At 63.5% G+C, this 18,590-nt stretch carries 19 protein-coding genes and 1 tRNA gene; 10 read left to right on the top strand and 10 right to left on the bottom strand.

All coding sequences use genetic code 11. The features are described 5' to 3' along the window. Positions 1-107 precede the first annotated feature (107 nt). Positions 108-1,076, top strand: a complete 969-nt coding sequence (locus IVB22_RS37310) for a complex I NDUFA9 subunit family protein (RefSeq protein WP_247522134.1) — start codon at positions 108-110, stop codon at positions 1,074-1,076. A 102-nt stretch (positions 1,077-1,178) separates the two neighbouring features. On the opposite strand, the gene IVB22_RS37305 is transcribed toward IVB22_RS37310, so the two are convergent. Further along, positions 1,179-1,985, bottom strand: a complete 807-nt coding sequence (locus IVB22_RS37305) for an undecaprenyl-diphosphate phosphatase (RefSeq protein ID WP_247522133.1) — start codon at positions 1,983-1,985, stop codon at positions 1,179-1,181. A 183-nt stretch (positions 1,986-2,168) separates the two neighbouring features. Between IVB22_RS37305 and IVB22_RS37300 the strand changes: the two genes are divergently transcribed. Together IVB22_RS37300 and queG are read left to right on the top strand one after the other, a co-directional pair. Beyond that, complete coding sequence (locus IVB22_RS37300) at positions 2,169-2,861, top strand: glutathione S-transferase family protein (protein ID WP_247522132.1); 693 nt, start codon at positions 2,169-2,171, stop codon at positions 2,859-2,861. Then, positions 2,810-4,036: a tRNA epoxyqueuosine(34) reductase QueG gene (gene queG / locus IVB22_RS37295; protein WP_247522131.1), complete on the top strand. Its 1,227-nt coding sequence runs from the start codon at positions 2,810-2,812 to the stop codon at positions 4,034-4,036. The genes IVB22_RS37300 and queG overlap by 52 nt, the downstream gene beginning before the upstream one ends. 93 nt (positions 4,037-4,129) lie before the next feature. Here queG and IVB22_RS37290 read toward each other — a convergent pair whose 3' ends face one another. After that, positions 4,130-4,510 (bottom strand): response regulator, encoded by a 381-nt coding sequence (locus tag IVB22_RS37290; protein ID WP_247522130.1) that lies wholly within the window; start codon positions 4,508-4,510, stop codon positions 4,130-4,132. A gap of 206 nt (positions 4,511-4,716) precedes the next feature. Between IVB22_RS37290 and IVB22_RS37285 the strand changes: the two genes are divergently transcribed. From IVB22_RS37285 to IVB22_RS37275, 3 genes are all read left to right on the top strand, one after another. Next, positions 4,717-5,472: a Crp/Fnr family transcriptional regulator gene (locus tag IVB22_RS37285; protein WP_247522129.1), complete on the top strand. Its 756-nt coding sequence runs from the start codon at positions 4,717-4,719 to the stop codon at positions 5,470-5,472. 364 nt (positions 5,473-5,836) lie between these two features. Beyond that, on the top strand, positions 5,837-7,663 hold the full coding sequence (typA, locus tag IVB22_RS37280) for a translational GTPase TypA (protein WP_247522128.1): 1,827 nt from the start codon (positions 5,837-5,839) through the stop codon (positions 7,661-7,663). 194 nt (positions 7,664-7,857) lie between these two features. Continuing rightward, positions 7,858-9,138 carry an NAD(P)/FAD-dependent oxidoreductase gene (locus tag IVB22_RS37275; protein WP_247522127.1) on the top strand — a complete coding sequence of 427 codons (1,281 nt, stop codon included), beginning with the start codon at positions 7,858-7,860 and terminating at the stop codon, positions 9,136-9,138. Positions 9,139-9,358: 220 nt separating this feature from the next. Here the strand turns inward: IVB22_RS37275 and IVB22_RS37270 are convergent, their stop codons facing one another. From IVB22_RS37270 to IVB22_RS37255, 4 genes are read right to left on the bottom strand one after another with little or no spacing between them, the layout of a single operon-like run. Next, positions 9,359-9,766 carry a thiol-disulfide oxidoreductase DCC family protein gene (locus tag IVB22_RS37270; protein ID WP_247522150.1) on the bottom strand — a complete coding sequence of 136 codons (408 nt, stop codon included), beginning with the start codon at positions 9,764-9,766 and terminating at the stop codon, positions 9,359-9,361. 25 nt (positions 9,767-9,791) lie between these two features. Continuing rightward, on the bottom strand, positions 9,792-11,111 hold the full coding sequence (locus IVB22_RS37265) for an SDR family oxidoreductase (RefSeq protein WP_247522126.1): 1,320 nt from the start codon (positions 11,109-11,111) through the stop codon (positions 9,792-9,794). Positions 11,112-11,115: 4 nt separating this feature from the next. Then, positions 11,116-11,583, bottom strand: coding sequence for a DUF2269 domain-containing protein (locus tag IVB22_RS37260; RefSeq protein ID WP_247522125.1), 468 nt, complete (start codon positions 11,581-11,583; stop codon positions 11,116-11,118). Then, positions 11,580-12,479: a S9 family peptidase gene (locus IVB22_RS37255; protein ID WP_247522124.1), complete on the bottom strand. Its 900-nt coding sequence runs from the start codon at positions 12,477-12,479 to the stop codon at positions 11,580-11,582. Before IVB22_RS37255 ends, IVB22_RS37260 begins: the two co-directional genes overlap by 4 nt. Before the next feature lie 289 nt (positions 12,480-12,768). Here IVB22_RS37255 and IVB22_RS37250 point away from each other — a divergent pair, with 289 nt between their 5' ends. The 3 genes from IVB22_RS37250 to IVB22_RS37240 all read left to right on the top strand — a co-directional run bounded on the left by IVB22_RS37250 (position 12,769) and on the right by IVB22_RS37240 (position 15,525). Next, entirely contained in the window at positions 12,769-13,278 is a 510-nt protein-coding gene (locus IVB22_RS37250; RefSeq protein WP_247522123.1) for a GNAT family N-acetyltransferase, read from the top strand. Between the two features lie 97 nt (positions 13,279-13,375). Continuing rightward, a complete protein-coding gene (gene ppa / locus IVB22_RS37245) occupies positions 13,376-13,906 on the top strand; it encodes an inorganic diphosphatase (RefSeq protein ID WP_214488272.1) in 531 nt (176 codons plus the stop codon). Between the two features lie 137 nt (positions 13,907-14,043). After that, positions 14,044-15,525, top strand: coding sequence for a M20 family peptidase (locus IVB22_RS37240; RefSeq protein ID WP_247522122.1), 1,482 nt, complete (start codon positions 14,044-14,046; stop codon positions 15,523-15,525). A gap of 137 nt (positions 15,526-15,662) precedes the next feature. Here the strand turns inward: IVB22_RS37240 and folD are convergent, their stop codons facing one another. From folD to IVB22_RS37225, 3 genes are read right to left on the bottom strand one after another with little or no spacing between them, the layout of a single operon-like run. Continuing rightward, positions 15,663-16,547: a bifunctional methylenetetrahydrofolate dehydrogenase/methenyltetrahydrofolate cyclohydrolase FolD gene (folD, locus tag IVB22_RS37235; protein ID WP_247522121.1), complete on the bottom strand. Its 885-nt coding sequence runs from the start codon at positions 16,545-16,547 to the stop codon at positions 15,663-15,665. 1 nt (position 16,548) lies between these two features. Further along, positions 16,549-16,881: a DUF167 domain-containing protein gene (locus tag IVB22_RS37230; protein WP_247522120.1), complete on the bottom strand. Its 333-nt coding sequence runs from the start codon at positions 16,879-16,881 to the stop codon at positions 16,549-16,551. A gap of 30 nt (positions 16,882-16,911) precedes the next feature. Then, complete coding sequence (locus tag IVB22_RS37225; RefSeq protein WP_214488268.1) at positions 16,912-17,202, bottom strand: YggT family protein; 291 nt, start codon at positions 17,200-17,202, stop codon at positions 16,912-16,914. Positions 17,203-17,395: 193 nt separating this feature from the next. On the opposite strand from IVB22_RS37225, the gene IVB22_RS37220 reads away from it, so the two are divergent. After that, positions 17,396-17,471 (top strand) — tRNA-Ala (locus IVB22_RS37220). Positions 17,472-17,579: 108 nt separating this feature from the next. Here the strand turns inward: IVB22_RS37220 and IVB22_RS37215 are convergent. Then, entirely contained in the window at positions 17,580-18,392 is an 813-nt protein-coding gene (locus IVB22_RS37215) for an enoyl-CoA hydratase (protein ID WP_247522119.1), read from the bottom strand. Between the last annotated feature and the right edge of the window lie 198 nt (positions 18,393-18,590).

The following is an 18,590-nucleotide window of genomic DNA, read 5'->3' as shown; positions in this document are numbered from 1 at the left end:
GCTTCAATGCCAACCAAATACGCTGTACAGCGACCGCGTGTTGGCGTATCGCGAATCCGCTAAATTCAACCGATATCTCTCGAATTCGACCCGCGCAGGAATTGACCATGGCATCGAACCTGGAAACGCTCGTCACGGTTTTTGGCGGATCGGGGTTTCTGGGGCGAAACGTGGTCCGGGCGCTGGCCAAGCGTGAATACCGGATCAGGGTGGCGGTGCGGCGGCCGGAACTGGCCGGCCACCTGCAGCCGCTCGGCCGGGTTGGCCAGATTCACGCCGTGCAGGCCAACCTGCGTTATCCGGCTTCCGTCGAGGCGGCGATGCGCGATTCCCAGGTCGCCATTAATCTCGTCGGCATCCTGACCGAGAGCGGCGCGCAGACCTTCGAGGCGGTTCAGGCCACGGGCGCCGAAACGATCGCGAAGTCCGTCGGCGCCACGGGCGCCCGTATGGTGCACATTTCCGCGATCGGCGCCGACGAGAACTCGCCTTCGGGTTACGGCCGCGCCAAGGCATCGGGCGAAAAGGCCGTGCTGGCGGCCGTGCCCTCGGCCACGATCATGCGGCCGTCGCTGCTGTTCGGCCCCGAGGATCAATTCACCAACCGCTTTGCGGCGCTGGCGCGGATGTCGCCCTTCCTGCCGCTGATCGGCGGCGGGGAGACCCGCATGCAGCCGGCCTATGTCGGCGACGTCGCGGCCGCGATAGCCAATGCCGTCGACGGTAAGACCAAGGCGGGCGCGACTTACGAGCTCGGCGGACCGGAAGTGCTGACCATGCGCGAGATCATGGAAGTCATTCTCACGATCACCGAGCGCAAGCGCATGCTACTCTCGCTGCCGTGGGGCTTGGCGAGGCTGCAGGCGATGTTCCTTCAATTTGCGCCGGGGCCGCTCAAGCTGACGCCGGACCAGGTGGCGATGCTGCAATCGGACAATGTGGTGTCGGACGCCGCCAAGGCCGCGGGCCTGACGCTTGAGGGGCTCGGCATCACGCCCGAATCGATGGAGGCGATTGCCCCGCAATATCTCTGGCGCTTCCGCGCCGCCGGGCAATTTCAGCGCAAGAGCGCGTAAGTCGTAGGGTGGGCAAAGGCGCTCTTGCGCCGTGCCCACCATCCAACACCGCGCTCGTGATGGTGGGCACGCTTCGCTTTGCCCACCCTACGACTTCGAATCCTACTTCCCCAGCGCCAGCGCGATCAGGCCGACCGTGCCGATGACGACGCGCCACCACGCAAAGAGCGTGAATCCGTGGCGGGTGACGTAAGTCAGGAACGTCTTCACCACGATGATCGCCGTGATGAAGGAGACCACGAATCCGATCGCTAGAATGCCTATGTGATCGACCGTCATCTCGGCGCGGTTCTTGTAGAAATCATAGGCGAAAGCGCCGACCATGGTCGGGATCGCCAGAAAGAACGAGAACTCCGCCGCCGAGCGCTTGTCGCCGCCGAGCAGCATCGCCGCCACGATGCTGGCGCCGGAGCGCGACACGCCGGGGATCATCGCCACGCATTGCGCGATGCCGATCCACAGATACATCATCAGCGGATAGCGCGTGGCATCGTCGTGGTGCGGCTTGAGATCGAGCTGATCGACCCACAAAAGGATCGCGCCGCCGACGATCAACGTGAAATTCACCACCCACGGATTGAACAAAAGCTCCTTGATGTACTTGCCGGCAACCAGGCCGATGACCACCGCCGGCAGGAACGCTACCAGCACGCCGATCACGAACCGGCGGTCGTCGGCATTGGTGAACATGCCGAGCGCTACGCGCCATAGCTTGCCGAAATACAGCGCGACGATCGCAAGGATCGCGCCGAGCTGAATCAGGATCACAAAGCTCTGCCAGAAGGCGCCCTCGCCAAGGCCGAAGAAGCGTTGCGCCAGCAGCATATGGCCCGTGGAGGAAACGGGCAGAAATTCCGTGATACCCTCGATGATGCCGAGAATCACCGCCTTCACTGCATCAGACATCATGCTGTGGTCCGTTTTGACTGGAAAAGCCGGGCCCTTCTCGCCTATTCGATCCCGTGCCGCAATCGCAAAAAAACGGCAAAACACCATTGTCTCGCGCGTTTGCTTGGCTAGTGTCCGATTCGCATGACGCGGCTTGACGGCCCCTAGGGTTCCTCCAGCGCCGCGAGTTTACTTAGGGATTTCATGTACACGCTCTATCATCACCCGTTCTGTCCGCATTCGCGCTTCATTCGCCTGGCGCTGGGCGAACACGGCCTTGACCTGCGCCTGGTGGAAGAACGGGCCTGGGAACGGCGCGAAGGGTTTCTCGCGCTCAATCCCGCGGCCACCACGCCGGTGTTGATGGCTGACGGCTTTCCGCCGATTCCGGGCGCTGGGATCATCGCGGAATATCTCGACGAGACGCACGGCCTGGAGGCGGGTGAGCGGCGGCTGTTGCCGGCCTCGATGGGCGAGCGTGTCGAGGTGCGCCGGCTGATGGCGTGGTTCAACGAAAAATTCTTCGAGGAGGTGTCGAACCCGCTGGTGACCGAGCGCATCTACAAGCGTTTCATGAGCGAGGAGAACGGCGGCGGGGCGCCGGCGACCGACGTGATCCGCGCAGCCAAGGTCAATGTGCGCTATCATCTGGCCTATATCGGCTGGTTGGCGCAGACGCGGAATTTCCTCGCCGGCGACCGGCTGACCTACGCGGATCTCGCCGCCGCGGCGCATCTTTCGGCGATCGATTATCTGGGCGACGTGCCATGGAGCGAGGACGACGCGGCAAAGGCGTGGTACGCGCGGGTGAAATCCCGCCCGTCGTTCCGCCCGCTGCTGAGCGAATGGCTGGCGGGCGTGCCGGCGTCGCGCACCTACGTGGACCTCGACTTCTGAACAAGGACGCTAAACTCTCCGCCGCCGATCTGAAGGCCGCGCTCAAGCGCGAAGCGGAGACGCTAGGTTTCGACTGCATCGGCGTGACCGGTCCCGACACGATCGGCAGCGCCGGCAAATACTTCCGCGAGTTTCTCGATGCCGGCGCGCATGGCGATATGGACTGGCTCGCGGCGCAGCCCGAACGGCGAATGGACCCGCGCGTGCTGTGGCCTGGCGTGCGCTCGATCATCATGCTCGGCGTCAATTATGGCCCCGATGAAAATCCGCTCGCGCTTCTCGAACAACGTACGCGCGGCGCGATCTCCGCCTACGCGCAGGGCGACGACTATCACGACGTCATCAAGAAGCGACTGAAGACGCTGGCGCGGTGGCTCGTCGCCGCGTCAAGCGAAGAGGTGAAGGTTTTCATCGATACCGCCGCCGTGATGGAGAAGCCGCTGGCGCAGGCCGCGGGGCTCGGCTGGCAGGGCAAGCACACCAACCTCGTCTCGCGCGAATTCGGCTCATGGCTGTTTCTCGGCGCGATCTTTTCCGCATCCGACCTGCCGCGCGACGAGCCCGACAGCGATCATTGCGGCTCCTGCAATGCCTGCCAGGAGATCTGCCCGACCGCGGCGTTCCCCGCGCCCTACAAGCTCGATGCGCGCCGCTGCATTTCGTACCTAACGATCGAGAACAAGGGACCGATCCCGCATGAGTTCCGCAAGAGCATCGGCAATCGCATCTATGGCTGCGACGATTGCCTCGCCGTGTGCCCGTGGAATAAGTTCGCGCAAGAGGGCCGCGAGGCCAAACTGGCCGCGCGCGCGGAACTGCGTGCGCCGTCGCTGGCAGAGCTGGCGCGGCTCGACGACGCGGCGTTTCGCGCGCTGTTCACCAAATCGCCGGTCAAGCGTATCGGCCGCGACCGCTTCATCCGCAACGTGCTGATCGCGATCGGCAACGCCGACGATGCGTCGCTGGCGGCGGAGGCCGAACGTTTGCTGGATGATGCGAGCCCGCTGGTTCGCGGCGCGGCGGTATGGGCGCTGTCGCAGTTGGTGGAGCGGGAGAGGTTCGCCGCGCTGGCGACGAAGGCGGTGGGTGTCGAGACGGATAAAAATGTAGTTGAGGAGTGGAGGCAAATCTCGACCGTCATGCCCCGCGAAGGCGGGGCATCCAGTACTCCCTGATGACGGTGACCTTGCGCGACCGCGCCGACGTGGCGCTGTGGTCGACAACGCTCGATCGCAAACCCGTGTAGCTGTTGCGACGGGCGCAACCGCTCAAGGCCTGATGCCGCCGTTCTTCAGCAGCGCCCGCAGCGCATCGGTCGAATAGGGCTTGGGCAGCCGCAGCTTCGTCGCGAATGCAGCCGGAAGCCGGGCGTCGGCGCCATAGCCGGTGACGAAGGCAAACGGAATCTTGAGCGCCTCCAGCCGTTCGGCGACGGCAAAACTCTTCTCGCGGATGAGCCCGACGTCGAGCAGCGCGAATTCCGGCGGCCGGTCAGCGATCATATCGAGCGCTTTGGCCACGTTCGCGGCGGTCCGCACCGTCTTCACGCCAAACCCCAAAATCGTGTCTTCGAAATCGAGGGCAATGATTGGATCGTCTTCGACGACCAGCACATCGTTGGGCATGCCGTCGGAGGAGGCGGGGTCCATGTTTCTCGCCAGTTCAAGGGTTCAGCATTTGATCAGAGGCCGGGCCGAAGCCCCGGAAGGCGCAAGGCCAGCCGACACCCGTAAAAAGCGCATCCCGGTTCCGGAACTGAAACCACCACATGTAAGTTCTACCGTCTGTTCACTAGTGAACACATAAACCGGTATTGGATCGATTATTGTGCTCCGGCGAGGAGCAGGAACCTTCAATGATTTTGCGACAGGAAGATACGGCTCGCGAGCGGCCGTTCAACAATCTGCTGCGCCGCCTGAACGACGCCGATTTTGCGTTGATCGAACGGCACCTCATGCCGGCCGACGCAGCTCCGAACGATCTGCTCTACAGCCCCGGCGACCACGTCGAGACCGTGCACTTCCCCTGCGGTCCCAGCCTCGTGTCCTACATGGTGACCAACGAGGACGGCCGCGATGTCGAGACCATCCTGATCGGCCGCGAAGGCGCCGTCGGCGGCATCGTCAGTCAAGGCTTTCTTCCCGCCTATACCCGCATCACCGTCAAATTCGCAGGTCCCTTCGTGCGGCTGCCGGTCGGCAAGCTCGACGCGGCGAAATCGAAATCACGTACGCTGAGCAACATTTTCGCACGTTACGCCGACTGCATGCTGGCTCAGATCTTCCAGTCAACCGCCTGCAACGCCATCCATTCGATCGAGCAACGCACGGCGAAATGGATCATTTCGGCGATGGAACGCGCCGACGGCGACGAGGTCGTGCCGCTGACGCATGAGCAATTGGCGACCCTGCTCGGGGTCGGCCGCTCCTATACCAGCCGGGTCATCCAGACCTTCAAGGCAGAAGGCACGCTGGAGACCCGGCGCGGCTCGATCCTGGTCCGTAACCCGGAGGCCATGCGAAACCGGTCCTGCCAGTGCAATGAGGCGGTCAAGGCCCATTTCGAGGAGGTCTTGCGGGGGGTCTATCCCGACCCCGAAAAAGGCAATTAGGGCCGGCGTCACGCCCAAAATCGGCTAACCAAATGCCAAACAAACCATTGTTTTTTGGCGTTTTCTGAATATATTGCGCCGCAACGCGTTAGGTGTGCCCGGTCTTTTTGGCCGGGCTTCCTTTTTGGGGGGAAAGCGCCCCCGGAGCATGATCCGGAAAAGTGGGTACCGGTTTTCCCTCGGGACAAACGCGGTACGCGTTTGCCCGGAGATCATGCTCAAACAAAAAGATGGATCGGGATGACGATTCGAAGAAGCGTCATCACGCGCCAGTATTCCAGGTTTTAGAAGCGCGATCCGGAAAAGTGGGTCCCGGTTTTCCGGTGAGATCGCGCATCCACCATGCACGACCAGAAGAAGAGCCATGAACCTTCGTAACGTCGCCATCATCGCCCACGTCGACCACGGCAAGACCACCCTCGTCGACCGCCTGCTGCAGCAATCCGGCACCTATCGCGAGAACCAGAAGGTGACCGAGCGCGCGATGGACTCCAACGACCTGGAGCGCGAGCGCGGCATCACCATTCTGGCCAAGGCCGCCTCGGTGCAGTGGAAGGACACGCGCATCAACATCGTCGACACCCCCGGCCACGCCGATTTCGGCGGCGAGGTCGAGCGCATCCTGAACATGGTGGATGGCGCGCTGGTGCTGGTCGACGCGGCCGAAGGTCCGCTGCCGCAAACCAAATTCGTGGTCTCCAAAGCGCTCAAGGTCGGGCTGAAGCCGATCGTCGTCATCAACAAGGTCGACCGTCCCGACGCCCGCCCGACCGAAGTCATCAACGAAGTGTTCGACCTGTTCGCGGCGCTCGACGCCAGCGAGGAGCAGCTCGATTTTCCGATTCTCTACGGGTCGGCCAAGCAGGGCTGGATGGCCGACAGCCCGGACGGTTCGCCAGAAGCCGGCATGCAGCCGCTGTTCGACCTGATCGTGCGCCACGTCGCGCCGCCGACCGTCGAGGAAGGCCCGTTCCGGATGATCGGCACCATCCTCGAAGCCAATCCCTATCTCGGCCGCATCATCACCGGCCGCATCACTTCCGGCTCGATCAAACCGAACCAGGCCGTGAAGGTGCTCGGCGCCGACGGCAAGACCATCGAGCAGGGCCGCATCACCAAAATCCTCGCCTTCCGCGGCATCGAGCGTACCCCGCTCGATGAAGCCGACGCCGGCGACATCGTTGCGATTGCGGGCCTCACCAAGGGCACCGTCGCCGACACCTTCTGCGATCCCTCCGTCGAGACGCCGCTGGTGGCGCAGCCGATCGATCCGCCGACAGTGTCGATGTCGTTCATCGTCAACAACTCGCCGCTCGCCGGCACCGAAGGCGACAAGGTGACCTCTCGCATGATCCGCGACCGCCTGCTGCGCGAGGCCGAAGGCAATGTCGCGCTGCGCGTGGTCGAGGCGACGGACAAGGATGCCATGGAAGTGTCGGGCCGCGGCGAATTGCAGCTCGCGATCCTGATCGAGACCATGCGCCGCGAGGGCTTTGAGCTTTCCGTGTCGCGTCCGCGCGTCGTGCTGCAGAAGGATGAAGCCACCGGCCAGTGGCAGGAGCCGATCGAGGAAGTCGTGATCGACGTCGACGAGGAGCATTCCGGCGTCGTCGTGCAGAAGATGAGCGAGCGCAAGGCCGAGATGATCGAGATGCGCCCGTCCGGCGGCAACCGCCTGCGGCTGGTGTTCTACGCACCGACCCGCGGCCTGATCGGCTATCAGGGCGAATTGCTCACCGACACCCGCGGCACCGCCATCATGAACCGCCTGTTCCACGGCTACGCCAACTTCAAGGGCGACATTCAGGGCCGCCGCAACGGCGTACTGATCTCCAACGATCAGGGCGAAGCGGTGGCCTATGCGATGTTCAAGCTGGAAGATCGCGGCCCGATGATGATCGAGCCGGGCTGGAAGGTCTACAAGGGCATGATCGTCGGCGAGCACACCCGCGACAACGACCTCGAAATCAACGTGCTCAAGGGCAAGCAGCTCACCAACATCCGCACCACGTCGAAGGACGAAGCGGTGCGCCTGACGCCGCCGATCCGGATGACCCTGGAAAAGGCGCTGGCCTATATCGAGGACGACGAGCTGGTTGAGGTGACCCCGAAGTCGATCCGCCTGCGCAAGAAGTTTTTGGACGCCAACGACCGCAAGCGCGCGGAAAAGGCCAAGGAAGCGGTGGCGTAAGGTCTTCGCGGCCACTTATGCAAAGCTCTCGCGAAGGCGGGGCATCCAGTACGCCGCGACCTCTCGATTCAATCACTTACGTCTCTGGAATACTAGGTCACCCGCCCCAGTGCGCAATTGCGCACAAGGCGGGTGATGACGGCTATGCACGGGGCGGCTTCAGGCGCGGCGGCGAACATGCTAGAGGCAATGGCATGTCCTCCCTCCCCTCCTCAATCGATGTCGCCATCATCGGCGCCGGCGCTGCCGGCCTCGGCGCCGCCAATGCGTTGAAGAATTCCGGCCTCTCCGTCCTCGTGCTCGAAGCGCGCGACCGCGTCGGCGGCCGGGCGCACACCATCATGGCTTCGCCTGACGTCACCTTCGACGTCGGCTGCGGCTGGCTGCATTCGGCGGACCAGAACTCCTTCGTTAAAATTGCCGAGCAACTGAATTTCGAAATCAACAAGTCGCTGCCGCCCTGGCGCGAGCGCGCCTATGGCAAGGCGTTTCCGCAAGACGACCGCGACGACTACATGCGCGCTCTCGATGCGTTCTACGATCGCGCCGAGAAGGCTGCGATCGAAGCCGAGCGGAGCGGCCGCGATGTTGCCGCCAGCCTGTTCCTCGAGCCCGGCAACCGCTGGAACCCGATGATCGATGCGATCTCGACCTACATCAACGGCTGCGAGCTCGATCAGGTCTCCATTCTCGACATGGACGCCTATGAGGATACCGACCTCAACTGGCGCATCCGCCGCGGCTACGGCGCGCTGATTGCCGCCTACGGCGCGACATGTCCGCTCGCGTTCAACCGCGTGGTGACGCTGATCGATCATTCGGCAAAGCGCGTTCGCATCGAGACCTCGCAGGGCGTGCTGACGGCCGACAAGGTCATCGTCACCGTGCCGACCAGTTTGATCGCGGACGAAGCCATCCGCTTTCATCCGCCCTTGCCGGCAAAGGTCGACGCCGCGCGCGGCCTGCCGCTCGGCCTCGCCGACAAGGTGACGCTCGCGCTCGACGAGCCGGAAGCGCTGCCGAAAGAGGGCAATCTGCGCGCCGCCACCATGCGCACCGCAATGGGCACGTATCACATCCGCCCGTTCGGCCAACCCTGCATCGACGGTTTTTTCGGCGGCCGTTTTGCGCAGTCGCTGGAAGACGCCGGCCCCGGCGCGCTCGCCGCCGAGAGCATCAACGAGATCGTCTCAATCCTCGGCAATGATTTTCGCCGCAAGCTGAAGCCGCTTGCGGAATCGCGCTGGGCCCACGACCCGTTTGCGCGAGGTTCGTATTCGCACGCGCTGCCGGGTCACGCAGGAGATCGAGAGGTGCTGGCGGCGCCGGTCGACGGCCGGCTGTTCTTTGCGGGAGAGGCAACGTCGCCGGAATTTTTCTCCACCGCACATGGGGCGAGGGATAGTGGGGAGAGAGCGGCTGAGGAAGTTATTGCTGCGCTCGCGGGTAATAGAGGGGGTCGGGTCGGAGTCTGATCGATCCGCTATTAGTTCGAAGCATTAACGATCTCCTATCACGGACACAGTGCAAACGCGCTTCCGGGTACCCCACCGGCCCCTAGACACAAATCGCAAAAACAACCCCATGCAAAGTAGAATGGGCCGGTTCGCAGCCTTGGGCAAAGATCGTCCGTCGCCACAGCTCAGCCGAATCTCATCCTGCTCCGAGGAGTTTTGCGGGAAGCTTAGTGCGGCCCTACTCCATCACCCGCGCCCGCATCTCCGCATCCGGCACGAAGCATTCCTCATACTTGCCGAAAATCCGGTACCGGTTGCGCGCAACGAGGCCATAGACGCCATCCCGCAGCGGTTTCGGGACCGCGAACAACGCGCGCGTCCATTGCCAGCCGGGCAGTGAGCTCAGCACCGTCAACGCGGCATCGGATTTGAACCAGGCCACGCCGCCATGCACGACGGCATTGGTATCGGGGTCATCGGGATCTATCCCGAACGCCTGCGCCAACCGCGTGCCGTAGGGCGACTGGATCGCGGTGAAGCGGAATCTTCGCTCGACGTCGCGGGTCGCGACGAAGCGGACCCAGCGCGAGCAGAAGACGCAGACGCCGTCATAGAGGATCACGTCATCGTCGGGCCATTGGGTCACGGGTTTTGGGGTCATGGGTTTGGGGTCATCGATTATCCAATGTCAGTAGCGCCACCAGCATCAGCACGACGGCGGGGCAGGTCTTCACCAGCGCGCCGAGCGGCTCGATCCAGAGGTCCGGCGTCAGGATCGCCGCGCCCATCATATAGCCGAGCGACGCGGCGATGCCCGCGATCAGACCAAATGCCGCGGTGCGGCGGAACGCAATCAACACGCCGATGCTCATATCCATCAGGCTGGTGCCGACGGTGATGGGGCCTATGAGCGCCGGCGGGAAGCCGTGGCTGCGCAGGATCTCCGCCGCAGCGTCATAGGAAATCACCAGCGCAATGAAGCCCGAGACGACCCAGAACAGCACGAGGCTTGCGATGACAAGCGCCTTGATCGGGAACAGCCGGGCAAACCATTTGTCCTGAATGGTCGCCGGGCGCCTTCCGGCCGTCTGTTCGATGCGCTTCGGCACGATGCCGGTGGCGGCCATCCAGCCGGCGGGGTCGCCGCTGACGCCGCGGCGCAGCTCCGCTATCGCGGTGGTTCGCATCGGCGGCATCCAGCCGAACTGGTTCGCGAGATCGCCGAGCCTGGCGCCGAGATCGAGCAGGAACGCCGGCATCACGATGCGCCACCATCTGCCGGTGCCGAACACCTCGCGGAATTGATCGATCACGTCACCGAGCGTGACCGGCTGCTCCTGCATCAGGTCCCATGTCACGGCGTTCGCCTCGCCAGGATCACGCGCCGCAAGCCAGGCGATGGTCGCGGCAATGTCCTCCATGGCGACCGGCTGGAATGGCGCGGCCCGTTCGGCGGCCGGGAGATCGAGCGGATACGCCGCCAATGAGCGCACCATGGCGCTGCCGCCATAGGCCGCAAGCGCCACCACGAAGCCCGGCCGCAGGATCGTGAACGCGACGCCGGACTCCGCGATCAGCCGCTCGGCCTCGCGTTTGGTGATGCTGAAGGCGGTTCGGTCGGTATCGCCCGTGCCTGGAATCGAGATATGCACCAACCGGATCACACGGTCGCTGTCGCGGATCGCCTGCAACAATCGCGCGATGAAATCGCGATGCACAGCGGCGGTGTCGCTGCCGGGGCCGTCCTGCAGCACGCCGAGGCAATTGACGACGACATCGATGCGGTGATCGCGCAGCAGCCGCGCCAGTTGAGCTGCTTCCATCGACATGACAGGCAGTTCGAGATCGAGTGGGCCGCCCTTCTGAGAAGCGGCTAATCTTCGGGCAACGCCCACTACGGAAAATCCTCGCCCGCGCAGATCGTCGGTCACGAAGCGGCCGATCAGACCGGAGGCGCCGAGCACGAGGATTTTTCGGATGTCGGCGTTCATGTGCCTAAAGCGGTTTGGCGATCATCAGCCAGAGAATAGCCATGACAGAGCCAAAACCGGGAATGCCGAACAGAAACCAGCGGTGGAAAAGTGCGAAGTAGCGCGGTGGCAACTTCTGGTTCTGCTCAGCCGCCTTGCGTGCGAGATCGCGCATTTCGATCTGCATGAAGGTCACCGGCACCCAGAACAGCCCCGCGACCGCATAGAGCCCGAGCGAGGTCATCAGCCAGCGCTCGCTCCAGGCGGTGGAGGACAACCACATCAGCACGCCACCGCTCACCGGCTGCAGCAGCACCGCCGTCAGCGTGAACAGCATGTCCGCGATCACGACGGTCCCAGCCGTACGCGCGATGAAGGCCGCGTCCCGGCTGCGATGGGCCATCAGCATGAAGAACGCGATGCCGGCGCCGGTGCCGATAATGACGATCGCGCCGACCACATGCAGATATTTGATGAGGAAATACAGCGTCACCGCTTCTTTGCCGAGGTTGCAGATCGTGCCTTCAAGGCGCGATCGAGGTCGCGTCCAGCGAGTTTTACCCCGCCCTCGGTTTCCACCAGCCAGTGCCCCTCGCCGCCATGGGCCGGCAGCACGTGAAAATCGGCCTTGCCGCCGGGGTTGCGAAACGCGTCGACCAGTTGGCGCGAGAATGCGGGCGAAAAGTAGCTGTCATTGGCGGCTACCAGCCAGGTCACCTTCACGCGCGCGGCCTTGCCGAATTCGCCCGCCGCGGCCATCAGCGCGTGCGGCGCGCAGACCCGGTTGGGAAAATCATTGGCATGCCCGCCGCGCCCCGGCGCGAACGCGACGATGGCGGCAATTTTCGTCGGTTCTTCGCTGGCCAGCGCCAGCGCACCCCAGGCGCCGGCCGAATGGCCGATCACCACGATACCGTCCGGCCGGATGAAGGATTGCTTCCGTACAAAGCCGACCGCTGCGGCTATCGCATCCGCCGTGGCGCGTCCCGCCTTGGCGTAATCAGCCTCATCGCAGCCGCCCTGATCCTCGAGGTACTTTCCACCGGTCGCGCCATGGCCCGGACGCTCGGGAATCAACACGGCAAAACCGCGCGCCACCAGCCAGGCGGCGAGCGCGCGGTATTCGGACTGCGGCATTTGCGCCCGTCGCAGCGCGTTCTGGGTGGAGGCGTGGGCGATCACGGCAAGCGGAAACGGACCCTCGCCGGGCGGCCGAAACAGCACCGCATGCGCAGCGGTGGCGGGATCGGGAGAAGGTACCAGCCATTGCTGCAGCCGGTGAGGCTCGCCTTCCGCACCTTGCCCGCCAAGGGCGGGCTGCGCCGCCGCAGCCCTCATACCGAGCGCGGCAACGAGAACCAGCGCAAAAAGCACGTTTGGCGAACGCATGAACGGGCCTGACACAGCCGAGGGAGGGCGCATTTGCGAAGTCACCAACAGAATACCGCCGGCGAATCAAATCCAGCGCATTTTTCCGTGAACGGAATTCGCGGAGGCGTTTCCGCAGGTAATTCTGACAACCATTTCGCCCACATTCATCGGCAAATACCGTTAAGGACAGCACCGTTGTCCTCTTTCGATACAGAAGGACAGAAAAACTGATGCAGAAAATCCACAGGTTAACCGATAATTAACGATGGACCTTGAAGCCGGCCCGCTGACTTGCTTTGATCGGGTCATGAGCACAACCCTGATCGAGGTCCGACCGGCCAAGGCTGCAGACGCAGCTGCGGTGGCGTCTACCCATGATGAAGCCTGGCGGTCCGCCTATCAGGGCATCATTCCCGGCGCCGAGCTCGAAAAACTCATCAACCGCCGCGGCCCGCAATGGTGGGACAGCGCGATCCGCAAAGGCAGCCGCGTCAGCGTGCTGGTGTTCGGCGACAAGGTCGCGGGCTACGCCAATTACGGCCGCAACCGCGCCCGCAGCCTGCATTTCGAGGGCGAGATCTACGAGCTCTATCTGCGGCCGGAATTCCAGGGCCTCGGCTTCGGCCGCCGCCTCTTCACCGCCGCCCGGCGCGACCTGATGCAAAGCGGGCTGAAGAGCATGGTGATCTGGGCGCTGTCCGACAACGACACGGCGACGGAATTCTACCGTGCGCTCGGCGGCCGGATGGTGGCGCGCTCCTCGGAGAAATTCGGGCCCAAGTCGCTCGATAAAGTCGCTTTCGCCTGGACCAACTGAAGCTATTTCAGGCTTTTCCCTGCTCCGCTGCGGGTCTAAACGGACCCTGACGTGCGCCTGATTCCGGGCGTGCCCCTTAACGCCAGCGGAGCCCCTTATGCGCATTGACGCCATCCCGATCGGAGTAAATCCGCCACACGACGTCAACGTCATCATCGAAGTGCCGGTTGGCGGCGAGCCGATCAAGTATGAAATGGACAAGGAAGCCGGCACGCTGGTGGTCGACCGCTTCCTCTATACGGCGATGCGCTACCCAGGAAATTACGGCTTCATCCCGCACACGCTGTCCGGCGATGGCGACCCCTGCGACGTGCTGGTCGCCAATACCCGCGCGATCGTGCCGGGCGCCGTGATGAGCGTGCGCCCCGTCGGCGTGTTGTTGATGGAAGACGAGGCCGGCGGCGACGAGAAGATCATCGCGGTACCGTCTTCGAAGCTGACCCAGCGCTACGACAAGGTCAAAACTTACAGCGACCTCCCCGATATCACGCTGCAGCAGATCCAGCACTTCTTCGAGCACTACAAGGATCTCGAGAAGGGCAAATGGGTGAAGGTGCTGCGCTGGGGCGGCGCCGAGGATGCCCACCGGCTGATCCTGGAAGGCATTGAGCGGGCGAAGAAGAAGTAGGCGTCGCGCGGATACCGTCATTGCCTGCGACAAACGCGAAGCGTTTGCACAAGGGAGCAAAGCGACGAGCAATCCAATTTACCGCTTGTTGCTCCATGGATTGCTTCGCTACGCTCGCAATGACGGGGGACAACACCATGCGCCGGGCACTTCGCATCATCCGCAACATCCTGCTGCTCGCGATCGCTGTTATCATCATCGTCGCCGGCGTATTGGCGTTCAACACCTTCACCCACGGTTCGCGGCAGCTCCAGGTAACCGCCGTGCCGCGCGCCGAGGTCGACGCACAGGCATCCGCCAAGCGCCTGGCCGAAGCGATCCGCTTCCGGACCATTTCCAGCTACGAAAAGCCCGACCAGCACGCCGAAGCGCTCCGCGGCATGCGCGCGCATATCGAAAAGAGCTTCCCGGCGTTTCATGCCGCGGCCAAACGCGAAATCGTCGGTCGCTACAGCCTGCTCTACACATGGGCAGGCTCCGACCCGAGGGCGCAGCCGATCGCATTCCTCGCGCATCAGGATGTCGTGCCGGTGGCGCCCGGCACCGAGAAGGACTGGCAACAGCCGCCCTTTGACGGCGTCATATCGGACGGCTTCATCTGGGGCCGCGGCTCCTGGGATGATAAGGGCAACCTCTATTCCATGCTGGAGGCCGCCGAGGCGATGGCCAAGGCCGACTTCCGCCCCAAGCGCACGATCTATTTCGCGTTCGGCCATGACGAGGAAACGGCCGGCACCGCCGGCGCCAAATCGATCGCGGCGCTGCTCGCCTCGCGCGGCATCCGCCTCGATTTCGTGATCGACGAGGGCCTGTTGATCACCGAAGGCATCATGAAGGGCCTCGACAAGCCGGCCGCGCTGATCGGCGTTGCCGAAAAGGGCTATGCCACGCTGGTGCTGAACGCGCAGGCGACGCCCGGCCATTCGTCGATGCCGCCCCGCGACACCGCGATCGGCATGATGAGCGCAGCGCTGGCGCGGCTGGAAGATCGCCGCCTGCCGATGCAGATCCGCTCTACGGTCGCGGAAATGTTCGACACGCTGGCGCCCGAGATGTCCGGCTTCAACCGCGTGGTGCTGTCGAACCTCTGGCTGTTCAGGCCGCTATTGCTGCGCGAGTTCGAAAAGAGCGGGCCGACGGAAGCGATGGTGCGCACCACCACCGCGCTGACGATCTTCAACGCCGGCGACAAGGACAATGTGCTGCCCGGCAATGCCGAGGCGACTGTCAACTTCCGCCTGATTCCCGGCGACACGCAAGGAAGCGTGATCGATCACGTGCGCAACACGATCGCCAATGACCGTATTTCCATCAAGCCGTTTCCCGGCAACACCGACCCGCCGCCGGTGACGGCGACCGCAAGTCCATCGTTCCAGATGCTCAACCGGACCATCCGGGAAATCTATCCGGATGTGATCGTCGCGCCCGGCCTGATGGTAGCCGCCACCGACTCGCGCCATTACACAGATATCACAGACAAGATTTTCCGCTTCTCGCCGGTACGCGCCAATTCGGAAGATTTGAAGCGCTTCCACGGCACCAACGAACGCCTTCCCGTCGAGGGCTATGCCGACATGATCCGGTTCTATCGGCGGCTGATCGAGAATGCGGCGGGGTAGCTATTTCCGACGTCATTGCGAGCGAAGCGAAGCAATCCATTCTTCTGGCGCGGCGAGATGGATTGCTTCGTCGCTTTCGCTCCCTTGCGCAAACGCTTCGCGTTTGTCGCAGGCAATGACGTAGAGAGAGCGTTGCCTCACACCGCAGGCTTCGGCAGCCCGTGAATCCCACAAGCCGCGCGCAGCGTATTCACCAGGAGGCACGCCACCGTCATTTGCCCGACGCCGCCGGGCACCGGCGTGATGGCGCCGGCGACCTCGGCGACTTCCTTGAACGCGACATCGCCGACCAGCCGGGGTTTTCCGTCGGGTAACGGCGTGCGGTTAATGCCGACGTCGATCACTGTGGCGCCCGGCTTGATCCAGTCGGCGCGCACCATCTCTGGCTTGCCTACGGCGGCATAGACCAGATCGGCGCGAGCGCAGAGTTGCGGCAGATCCTTTGAGCGCGAATGCGCAATCGTCACCGTAGCGTTCTCGTTGAGCAGCAATTGCACCAGGGGACGGCCGACCAGGTTGGAGCGGCCGATCACGATGGCGTTCAAGCCTTCCAGCGAGCCATGCACGCTCTTGGTCAGGATGATGCAGCCGAGCGGCGTGCATGGCGACAGCGCGGCAAAGCCGCCGGCCAGCCGGCCGGCATTGTTGGGATGCAAGCCGTCGACATCCTTGGCGGGATCGATCGCGTTGATGACCGTTTCGGTGTGGATCGATTTCGGCAGCGGCAATTGCACGAGAATGCCGTGCACCGCTGGGTCGCCGTTGAGCTTTGCGATCAGCGCCAGCAGATCGGCCTGCGCCACATCGGCGGGCAGTTTGTGCTCGAACGAGGCCATGCCGGCCGCCTGGGTCTGGGTGTGCTTGCTGCGGACATAGACCTCGCTCGCGGGGTCGTTGCCTACCAGCACCACGGCAAGGCCCGGCGTGAGCTGATGCTCGCGCTTGACCTTTGCTACCTCTTCCGCGACGCGGGCGCGAAGCTCCGCCGCAATGACCTTTCCGTCGATAATGCGTGCCGTCATCTCAATCCTTCGTCTTTTCCGCCTTGGCGACGGTCGCCTTCCGAAGCGTTTCGCCGAGAATTTTGGGATCGCCTTCGATTGCGACCTGTTTCAGCCGCGACGTGACGCCTGACAGAATCTTCACCTTCGCCTTCGGTACGCCAAGCGCCTTCGCCAGTAATTCGGTCACCGCGCGGTTAGCCTCGCCACCTTCGGCGATGGCGCGGACGCGCACCTTGACCACGGAGCGCCCGTTGGCGAGCGTTTCAACGCCGTCGATGTCGTCGCGGCCACCGCGCGGTGTCACCCGCAGCGCGACACTGATGCCCTCGGTGGAATAGCGCCAGGGATCCATGAGCTATCCATCGGCGGCCGGCGCCCGCGATCAGACGACGTTGGGATAGACGTAGTAGGCGATCACCCGCTGAACGAACATGATGACCAGGATCAGGATGATCGGCGAGATATCGAGCCCACCCAGATTGGGCATGAACCGGCGGATCGGCGCCAGCGCCGGCTCGGTGATCCGGTACAGGAACTCGGCCACCGCCGCGACGAACTGGTTGCGCGTATTCACGACATTGAAGGCAATCAGCCAGGACAGGATGGCCGAAGCGATCAGGAGCCAGACGTAGAGGTCAAGGACGATGATGATGATATCGAGGACAGCGCGCATGTGGAGGGGGCTCGAGAGGAAGGGTATCAGCTAGATATCGGTTCATCCCCCCGCAAACAAGGGAAGTTCCCGGCAAAATGACGCCAAAATCGGCCGTTTCAAGTTTCTTGCACCGTTCTTGACTTGGCCTTGGGCCGGACTGTAAATGGCGCCGATTGTCGGCCGCTTCGGGTCACTTCGAGGCGGTCGCGACGGGGCCATAGCTCAGCTGGGAGAGCGCGTCGTTCGCAATGACGAGGTCGGCGGTTCGATCCCGCCTGGCTCCACCACGCTTCGCCCTTCGGGCTACGCGTGGCACAGCCACGCAAGAGCCCGAAGGGTGAAGCGTGGTGCCCGGCATAGCCCGAAGGGCGACGACGGGCTGGACCCGCAAGCAATCACTTCCCCGTAAACTTCGGCGGCCTCTTCTCCACAAAACTCGCCACACCCTCGCGGAAATCACTCCCCTTCAGCGCGATCTGCATTTCGCGGTTGGCCTCGATGGTGGCCTCGGCGAGCGTCTGGAACGGCACGTCGTAGAGCTGCCGCTTGATCACCGAAATCGCACTCGGCGAGACGAAATCGGCCAGATCCCGCGCATAGGCATAGGTCTGCTCGCGCAACTGGTCCGGCGGATAGAGCCGGTTGACCAGCCCGATCCGCAGCGCCTCCTCGCTTGAGACCCGCCGCGCGGACATCAGGAGATCGAGCGCGTTGGCGTGGCCGACGATGCGCGGCAGCATCCAGCTGATGCCGTGCTCGGCAATCAGCCCGCGGCGCGCGAACGAGGTGGTGAAGACGGTGTTGTCGGCGGCAAAACGCAGGTCGCAATAGAGCGCATGGACGAGGCCGATGCCGGCGGTGGCGCCGTTCAGCATGCCGATCACGGGCTTTGGGATCGCCGGATAATAAGCATAGCGCGTCTGCCAGTCCGCCCGCCGGTTCATGTCGAACGATGGCGTGTTCTCGCCGCGCCTGATTTCGCTGGGATCGATGGCCTGCAAGGCTTCCATATCGGCGCCGGCGCAGAAGGCGCGACCGGCGCCGGTGAGCACGATGACGCGGACGTTGTCATCACCGGCCGCCGCCTCCATCGCATGGCGCACGTCGCGCTCCATGGTCGCGGTCCACGCATTCATGCGGTCGGGCCGGTTGAGCGTGATGGTCGCGATCTTGTCGCTGACCTCGTAGAGAATATGCTGATAGTTCACCGCGACCTCCCTGTTGTTCTTATCATTGACGTTTCGCGCGCGAGCCTTCGGTGAAATGGTTGGCGAAGCGCGCGCCATCGCCTGACTCCGCCGATCGCGTGAAATCACTGAGGAGCGATGCAAACTCGTCGCCGGTCATGTCGCCTCCCTTCGCCCGCTGATATCCGCAGGCTTCAGATAGCGACTCTATCACATCCA

It is taken from the genome of Bradyrhizobium sp. 190, from assembly GCF_023073415.1.
Classification (GTDB): domain Bacteria; phylum Pseudomonadota; class Alphaproteobacteria; order Rhizobiales; family Xanthobacteraceae; genus Bradyrhizobium.
This window is presented reverse-complemented; position numbering and strand designations above follow the sequence as displayed.

Bases quoted from the DNA above. Each gene is read 5' to 3' on its own strand.
- IVB22_RS37290 (WP_247522130.1), bottom strand. From the start codon at position 4,510: ATGGACCCCGCCTCCTCCGACGGCATGCCCAACGATGTGCTGGTCGTC.
- IVB22_RS37225 (WP_214488268.1), bottom strand. From the start codon at position 17,202: ATGCGCGCTGTCCTCGATATCATCATCATCGTCCTTGACCTCTACGTC.
- IVB22_RS37255 (WP_247522124.1), bottom strand. From the start codon at position 12,479: ATGCGTTCGCCAAACGTGCTTTTTGCGCTGGTTCTCGTTGCCGCGCTC.
- typA (WP_247522128.1), top strand. From the start codon at position 5,837: ATGAACCTTCGTAACGTCGCCATCATCGCCCACGTCGACCACGGCAAG.
- IVB22_RS37250 (WP_247522123.1), top strand. From the start codon at position 12,769: ATGAGCACAACCCTGATCGAGGTCCGACCGGCCAAGGCTGCAGACGCA.
- IVB22_RS37240 (WP_247522122.1), top strand. From the start codon at position 14,044: ATGCGCCGGGCACTTCGCATCATCCGCAACATCCTGCTGCTCGCGATC.
- IVB22_RS37285 (WP_247522129.1), top strand. From the start codon at position 4,717: ATGATTTTGCGACAGGAAGATACGGCTCGCGAGCGGCCGTTCAACAAT.
- folD (WP_247522121.1), bottom strand. From the start codon at position 16,547: ATGACGGCACGCATTATCGACGGAAAGGTCATTGCGGCGGAGCTTCGC.
- IVB22_RS37275 (WP_247522127.1), top strand. From the start codon at position 7,858: ATGTCCTCCCTCCCCTCCTCAATCGATGTCGCCATCATCGGCGCCGGC.
- IVB22_RS37265 (WP_247522126.1), bottom strand. From the start codon at position 11,111: ATGAACGCCGACATCCGAAAAATCCTCGTGCTCGGCGCCTCCGGTCTG.
- IVB22_RS37310 (WP_247522134.1), top strand. From the start codon at position 108: ATGGCATCGAACCTGGAAACGCTCGTCACGGTTTTTGGCGGATCGGGG.
- IVB22_RS37305 (WP_247522133.1), bottom strand. From the start codon at position 1,985: ATGATGTCTGATGCAGTGAAGGCGGTGATTCTCGGCATCATCGAGGGT.
- IVB22_RS37300 (WP_247522132.1), top strand. From the start codon at position 2,169: ATGTACACGCTCTATCATCACCCGTTCTGTCCGCATTCGCGCTTCATT.
- IVB22_RS37230 (WP_247522120.1), bottom strand. From the start codon at position 16,881: ATGGATCCCTGGCGCTATTCCACCGAGGGCATCAGTGTCGCGCTGCGG.
- ppa (WP_214488272.1), top strand. From the start codon at position 13,376: ATGCGCATTGACGCCATCCCGATCGGAGTAAATCCGCCACACGACGTC.
- queG (WP_247522131.1), top strand. From the start codon at position 2,810: ATGGCTGGCGGGCGTGCCGGCGTCGCGCACCTACGTGGACCTCGACTT.